This is a genomic window from Desulfobulbaceae bacterium, assembly GCA_013792005.1.
Taxonomy (GTDB): domain Bacteria; phylum Desulfobacterota; class Desulfobulbia; order Desulfobulbales; family VMSU01; genus VMSU01.
The window spans coordinates 1-7,088 of the sequence record VMSU01000240.1 but is presented as its reverse complement, the minus strand read 5'-3'; the positions used below and the strand labels follow the sequence as shown (position 1 = coordinate 7,088).

Sequence of the window (7,088 nt, the reverse complement as noted above, 5' to 3'; positions counted from 1 at the left end):
GTACACTTTATTGCCAGATCAAGTTTATTGTTTTGGGCCCACACTGAATTCAGCGGCTTGACCGCTGGAATGATTAGTTGGCAATAACCATCATTCTATTCACCAATGAAACAATGTCCTCTTCGCCAGCTTAAAAACTTAAGGATATCCCCTTGAGGGATACTCAGTCTTTATATTCCCTGAAAGTACGGACTAATTGTGCAAAGGTAGCAGGTTTGAATTTCTGGAAATTTTCTTCATCAACAAAAACGTAATCAAATATATTCTCCCTCTGTTCTTTGTTGATGTCGTCACACCATTGCTTGAGCCGTTCCATCTTCAGCGGCACATCAAGGTCTTCCTGTCCCTTGGTCTCCACAATGAAATATTGGCTGTCACTGATTCTGACGACGAAATCAGGGTAGTAGTTTGAAATATCTCCCTTGGCGTTGACATAGTCCAGACGGAAATTGACCGCCATGTAATTCTTGACATAAGATATTACGTCTTCACAATTTTCAAGAAAGCCGGCAAACTCTAACTCAAGCCCGCTGTCGCCGATTATTTTGTTGAAGACGGATTTTCTCGGCACAATATAGCCCTGTTCCTTCACCACGAAAGGCCTGGTCAAGCGGGTTTTGATATAATCCTTTATTTCGGCATCACCTCGATCTTTTACCGTCAGTTCGTTGATTTTCTTTTTAAATGTTTCAATGACCGTGCGGGTGGCCTCAAGCTCTGACAGGTTCCGCAGGGTGTTCAGATCATCTATTTCAATCTCCTTTTCAAAGAGATGATCCCGGATAAACTCTTTGACCTTGCCGTACAGGACATCGTAACCACTGACCAGCCTGAGGTCTTTCATGATCGCTTGAGTGAAATAGCCGACTACGCTCCGGTAGTCGGTAACTGCCCCGGAATCAAGCACCGTGGTATGGCTTATTTCGCCGGTGGTTATATCCTTAAAAACGATCTCCCGTTTTTCCTCATCGGAAAACTCCCGGTATTGGAGCTTCTTGCTGTTGAAGACATCCGGTGCGAGATCTTCAAGGTTCTTGTAATTCCGAAAGATCCTCGGGGAGAGCACCGGAATCTGAATATCCAGCTTTTCCAGATCCTTGCCGGTATTCTCAATGTCAATCTCAACAATAATCGGTGTTTTTGGCTTGGTTCCCTGCCCCATGGCTTTGCGTTCAAGTTCAACCCCTTCGCTCTGGATGGATTCAACAAAATCCATAAAGGCGTCGGTTCCCACCACGCTGACATACTCCTCGGCATCACTGCCCGGATACATCCGCCGCAGCCCGCGTCCCAAAGTCTGCTCGGGCAAAATGCTGCTCTTGGCCGAATAGGCCCGCAGCCCAACAATGGTGGTCACATTTTTCACGTCCCATCCTTCTTTAAGCATCAAGACCGAGACGATGGCCTTGAACGGCGATTCCCAACCGTCGATCTCATTTGATTGCTTCCGCAACTGCTCAAGCTCCTCCTTGGCCTTGCCGCTGGCCGCCTCCGAGATCTCGCCGTTGTTCTTGGTATGAATGACCAAGACGCCAGCCTTCAATTCCGGGAAATTGCCCTCCAGGTACTCGGCCACTTCATCGCAATTCCTGGTGTCATCGGTCATCACAAAGAGGATCGCCTTCTTGCCCATCCTTTTATGCTCGTCGTAAGCCTTGCGCCATTCCTCAACTCCGAGGTGCAGGTAGTCGGTGTACTTTTCGGTGAAGATTGAACTCTGGCGTTCGGCAAGCTTGGCCCGGCTGGCGGAATCCGGCAAAACCGGGTGCTTCACCACATTCTGGGTAATAGCCTCCACCAAGGGGTAATCGGACACGGTCTGGACAAAGATGGCGCCGTTATTATGCTTGGGGGTGGCGGTAACATCTACCTGCAGGGACAGAAAATGGTCTTTTTGTTTCAACCGGTTGTGGATATCCTCAATGGATTTGAACCAGGCCAGCCGGTTGTCATGGATATGATGGGCCTCATCGTTTATTACCACAAGCTCATCGATCTCCCGGACGATACTCCCCAGATCTACCTTGGAATCGGTGGTCTTGCCGGTTGGCCGTTTGCCCAGGAAATAATCCATCAGATCATCGTCTTCAAAACTCGGTTCCACCTCATTGCCGGCGTAGAGCCGATGGATATTGGTCAGAAAGATGTTACCGGTCTTCCTGGTAATGTTGACATCATCTTGGATATGAAGGGTCAGTTGAAAATCATCCCGCCAGTTCCGGCCTTCATAACCGTTGTCCGGCAGCACCGGGTCTGCGAAAAAAATCCGTAGGCCGTCAAAGTCGGTGCGAATACGGTCAAGGACAATGATATTGGGCGCGATCACCAGAAAATTGCGGGCCAGCTCCGAATCCGGCTCATACAGCTTATGGAAATAACACCAGGCCAGAACCAGACTCATGACCTTGGTCTTGCCGCTGCCGGTGGCCATTTTGATCACGAACCGCCGCCACTCTTCATCAAACATGCTGGCGGATACCGCGCCTGACGAATCAAAACGCAGTAGGTCGTATTTGTCCTTTACCCGGACCGCGTCATAAAGGTAGACAACCGTTTCAACCGCTTCCCGCTGGGCATAGTAGTATTGAAAGCTTCGAGTTGTGCCGTCTGCGCAGGGCAGCAGGTGTTCTTTGGCAAACCACCAGTTGAGCAGGGCAATGCTGGTGTCTGCTGCCCCTTCATATCCGCTTTCACGCCAGGCCTTGACCTTCCGGCGCAAGGCATGCACCAGGGGGGGAAGCAGTTTTTCATAACTCGATTCTCTTAAGACCTCGTCAGCCGGGAACCAGCGGACATCAGGAGACAGGATCACGTAGGGGGAGAAGGGAAAGTCGGGGTGGATGGCCATTACTGTTTACCCTCCGAATTTTTCATCTCGGCCAGGTTGGTAATGCCAGCGAATTCGGTGGCATTCTTTTCTTCCTCATATTTTGGAGGCCCGGAGTAATATCTCTGTTTCGGACTGGTCAGTTTGTCGGGAATGGTCGGATGCAGCAAGCCTTGCTCCAGTAGAGGGGTCAGAATTTCTTTGCGGAAATATTCCCGATGACTGATGCCGATCAACGCCTGAATCTCTTCTCTCGTCCTCGGACTAAGGCAAAATTCCAAGATCTCCGGAATCCGCTCGGCTTGCGCGGTGTCATGCGCGGTGTCTTGCGCGGTGTCTTGCGCGGTGTCTTGCGTGGACAGAGGAATAATGATCTTGAAGATGTCTTCTTCCAAAAGCTGCGGGTCGGCCCCGGAATAAATCCTGCCGTACTTGAAGAGTTTTCTGACCCCTGAACCCAGTTCATCGGCCCGGCCTATTTCCTTGAATACCTTGGCGATAACCGGATTTTTGGGGAACGGGGAAAAGTCTATGGGGCTGATGGGACCGTGCCCATGGGGTTTATTGCTGTTTTCCGTATAGACCCGGTGTCGCTCGATGATGAACTTGGCCGGGAAGGGGTTCAGGTATTCCCGATGGATCAGGATGTTTCCTGCCACTTCCCGAAAAATATGGTCTCGGATGCTGATCCGCTGGTCACGCTCCAGGTAAAATTTGTCCGGCAGATGTTTTTCCGCAAAGGCCATGAGCCGGTCATAGCTGTCGATCAGATTTGTCCGGATGTCGTCCCTGTCATCATAGCGATCCAGGTTTTCCCGGCGGACAATCGCATCGGTGCGGAAATGGGGCAGCACGGAAAGGATTACGTCGTCGTTACCGAATAAGAGCACCGCCGCCAAGGTAAACCCTTCCTTACCGGTTTGATAATCCTTCCGAAAGAGCTGGGAACTTTGCAACAGTTCGGAATCGTCCATCTCCAACCAGGGGTGTCCCGGACGCTGTATGCCGGCCAGTTTTCTAACCCTGGCGATGATATCATCCCGCAGATCGCCAAGGGTGACGTACGGATAGATTCTGTTTTCCGAATAGCTGGTCTGTTTGCGCAGAAAAAGATCGGACACCAGGGCGTTATTGCCGGTAATATCGAAATCGCCGTCCTCGTTCCGGTCGAATATTTTCCCATTACAGCGATGCACCTGGGAGCTTTCCGGAACATAGATGTACAGGATCTTCGTGTTGTCGATCGTGATCTCTTCGAGCGAGAGATAGCAGGAAGGGCTGATCTTCTGTGGATTATTGACTGCCGTGATAAAATCGGTTTTTATCTGCCTGACATGAGCATCGTCGATGCCGGTAACGGTCCCGTCATCGGCCACACCAAGAAGCAACTCACCGCCGGAACGGTTCAGGAAGGCGCATACTGTTTCGTAGACATCTCTATTCAGTGCCGTCCGGCAGGTCTTGAATTCGACACGCACCCCTTCGCCTTGGCTGACCAGGGCGTGGACCTTGGCGGTATTCATATCGTCACCCCGACAATCTTCATGGTGTCGTTGCCGAAGATATCCACCACCTTCACCGCCACCTTGTAGCGGCCCTTGACACATTCATGGAACGGGGTCTGCAGTTCCAGGCTGCGGTCTTTCTTGGTGCGGAAGGCCTGCCACTCGTTTTCGAAGATAAAGTCGCCGGTCCAGTGTTCCTCCAATTCGCCGGTTTCTTCATTTTTGAGGGTGATGAGCTCCCGTTTGGATTCAAAGTCAAAGTCCACCGACCAGTAATCGATCCAGTCGGTCCAATGGCCGGTCAGCACCTCGCGGGTAACCACGCCGTTTTTGTCCTTGATCACTTTCACTATCTGGCCCTGCTCAACCACCACCTTGTTCTTGCCGTTGGCAAGCGTCGCCGCCACATGGTCGATGGAATCCTGGGAGTAGAAGACCGAGAAATCGGTCAGTTCAACGGCGATGCTGTTTTTCTTGATATGGGGTTTGACCTCGATATAAGAGACATCGTGAAAGACCACCTGGTTCTTTTCCACCGCTCGTTTGTCGAACACATCACGAGGGATGTACTTCATGGCCAGATCAATACCCTTGTCCTTGGCCTCCTCCTGGATATTGGGGAACAACCCCATCTCAAATTCAAAGGCCAGCACATCCACCCGGGAGATACGTTTCTGGCGGCATTCAAGAATGACCTCCTCGACAAAGAGCCGGGTCACCGGCAGGTTCACCGGGCCGATGGCCACCATCCGCCCGGCCTTCTTGCCATGGAAGCAATTGAAATTATCCACCGGTTCGGCCCGGAAGGCGTGGAGAATCAGATCGAGAAAATGCTTTTCCTTGGCGGCAAGCTGCTGTTGTTTTTCCTCTTCGCGCAGGTTGGCGTTGACTCCGATATAGTGCTGGCGTTCGTACTTGCCAAGATTCAAGATCTCAAAGGCCCGCCAGTCTTTCTTGTCATTCTTCAACTGACGCTGAACGCCGATCAGCCGTTTTCTGGTGGTGTGGATGGCGAATTTACCGAGGTCGGAGACGATCCACTTGCGGCCCAATTTTTCGGCCACAGCCGCAGTGGTGCCGGAGCCACAGAAGAAATCGGCAACGATGTCGTTTTCGTTGGAGGAGGCCTTGATGATTCGTTCGAGGAGGGCTTCGGGCTTTTGGGTTGGGTAGCCAGTCCCTTGATTTGACGATGCCCCAATTCCAGTAATATTGTCCCATAATGATTGTATTGAAACACCAGCACCGTCATCCAAGTATTGTTTTTTTTGAGGAACAGTTCCGGGCGAGGTTTGAACGATAAGATTCTTGGCCATTAATTCTTTCATTGTAGTTTCACTGTAACGCCAATACCTGGTAATTCCCATTATCTCATATCTAGGATTACCTTTCGCCGCACCACCGGGACCTATCATACTTACGAGCCTATATCTTCTTCCTGTTTCGTGATCTGTGTATTTAAAAAACGAGTTTATATACTCATCTGAATAGGGAAGAAATACATTGTTGAAGGTATAAGCCGATGATTTTGCGTAAGCAAATATGGTATCAGTGTTTGCGCCCATATATTTACTGCCTTGGCCAATGTTGCCTTTTACCGTATGTGCACGTTTCCATGTTATCTCATTAATGAAATTTGTTGTGCCAAACACCTCATCCATCACAAGCCGAATATGACTATTCACCCGCCAGTCACAATGCACATAGATACTGCCATCCTCGGCCAGTAGATCCCGCATCAACACCAGCCGTTCGTAGATCATGGCAATGAATGAGTCGGCCCCCTTGCCCCAGGTATCCCGGTAGGCCAGTTCCTCCAGGACGCTGGGCCGCTTGGTAAAGGTGTCGCCGCCGATCTCGATATCCATGGAAAAATCCGCCCCCACGTCAAAGGGCGGGTCGATGTAGATCAGCTTGATGCCGCCTTGGCTTTCGATCTCCTCCCGCAGCGGCCCGTTCTTAAGCGAGGAGAGAATCAGTTTGTTGTCACCCCAGATCAGCTTGTTGGTCCAGCCCGCAAGCTGCCGTCCCCGGTGGTCGATATCAAAGAGACTCAACTGCATCTTTCTGCTCTTCTCCGGTCGCGGCTCATCCACCTGCTCGATCACCTGAAAGGGCAGCACCACATTGCAGACCTCACTGGTCTTGCCGTTCCAGAGCAACTCCACCTCCCGGTCGTCGTCAAACAGTAAAAACCGGTACTTTTCCGGCAAGGGTTTCCCCGCCTCAATCAGCTTGATGGCGTCGCGTTTCTCATTTTCCGTCAGTTTCATTCATTACCCTATATTTTCAACGGTGAAATCACCAGATTGTCTGGTGCGTTTTATTGTTGGAAATAAGTGTCATATTGGAGAAATCCCAGTCAATTCCATAATTTTTCCTCGGAGATAGCTAAAACTAGGGGATTCATTGTTGTTCACATCCATATGTGGTGTAATTTTCTCAGCCCATAAAGACTTCTCAGCCCCAATGGCTTGCCAACCCTTAGTTGAAAGTGCCGCTGAGCCACCTGGATAAATGGCATCAGCAAGTTTCTCCCATGTGCCACAAATGGAATCATTAGCATATGTGCTCAGAACAGCATCTTTTGCCTTTGGATATGCTTTCTTGAGCGCGGGAGTGTCGCCGAGAAACCAAGCTTCACCTTCCTCTATGGCAACACAAAAACGAGTTTTGGGCTTTGGATCACATGCTTTGAGGATCGCGCAGGTTGGCCGTGGTCATGGGGATCACGTCGGCCACGGGCGTCGGTTTCC

Annotated in this window: 3 protein-coding genes and 1 pseudogene; all 4 read right to left on the bottom strand. The window is 50.7% G+C overall.

The annotated features are described in order from the left end of the window. Positions 1 to 163: 163 nt before the first annotated feature. Positions 164 to 2,848 (bottom strand): type III restriction endonuclease subunit R, encoded by a 2,685-nt coding sequence (locus FP815_15710; GenBank protein MBA3016375.1) that lies wholly within the window; start codon positions 2,846 to 2,848, stop codon positions 164 to 166. Continuing rightward, on the bottom strand, positions 2,848 to 4,350 hold the full coding sequence (locus tag FP815_15705; GenBank protein MBA3016374.1) for an AAA family ATPase: 1,503 nt from the start codon (positions 4,348 to 4,350) through the stop codon (positions 2,848 to 2,850). Before FP815_15705 ends, FP815_15710 begins: the two co-directional genes overlap by 1 nt. Further along, positions 4,347 to 6,605: a site-specific DNA-methyltransferase gene (locus FP815_15700; protein ID MBA3016373.1), complete on the bottom strand. Its 2,259-nt coding sequence runs from the start codon at positions 6,603 to 6,605 to the stop codon at positions 4,347 to 4,349. Before FP815_15700 ends, FP815_15705 begins: the two co-directional genes overlap by 4 nt. 69 nt (positions 6,606 to 6,674) lie before the next feature. Continuing rightward, positions 6,675 to 7,034: pseudogene (locus FP815_15695) on the bottom strand (hypothetical protein). Between the last annotated feature and the right edge of the window lie 54 nt (positions 7,035 to 7,088).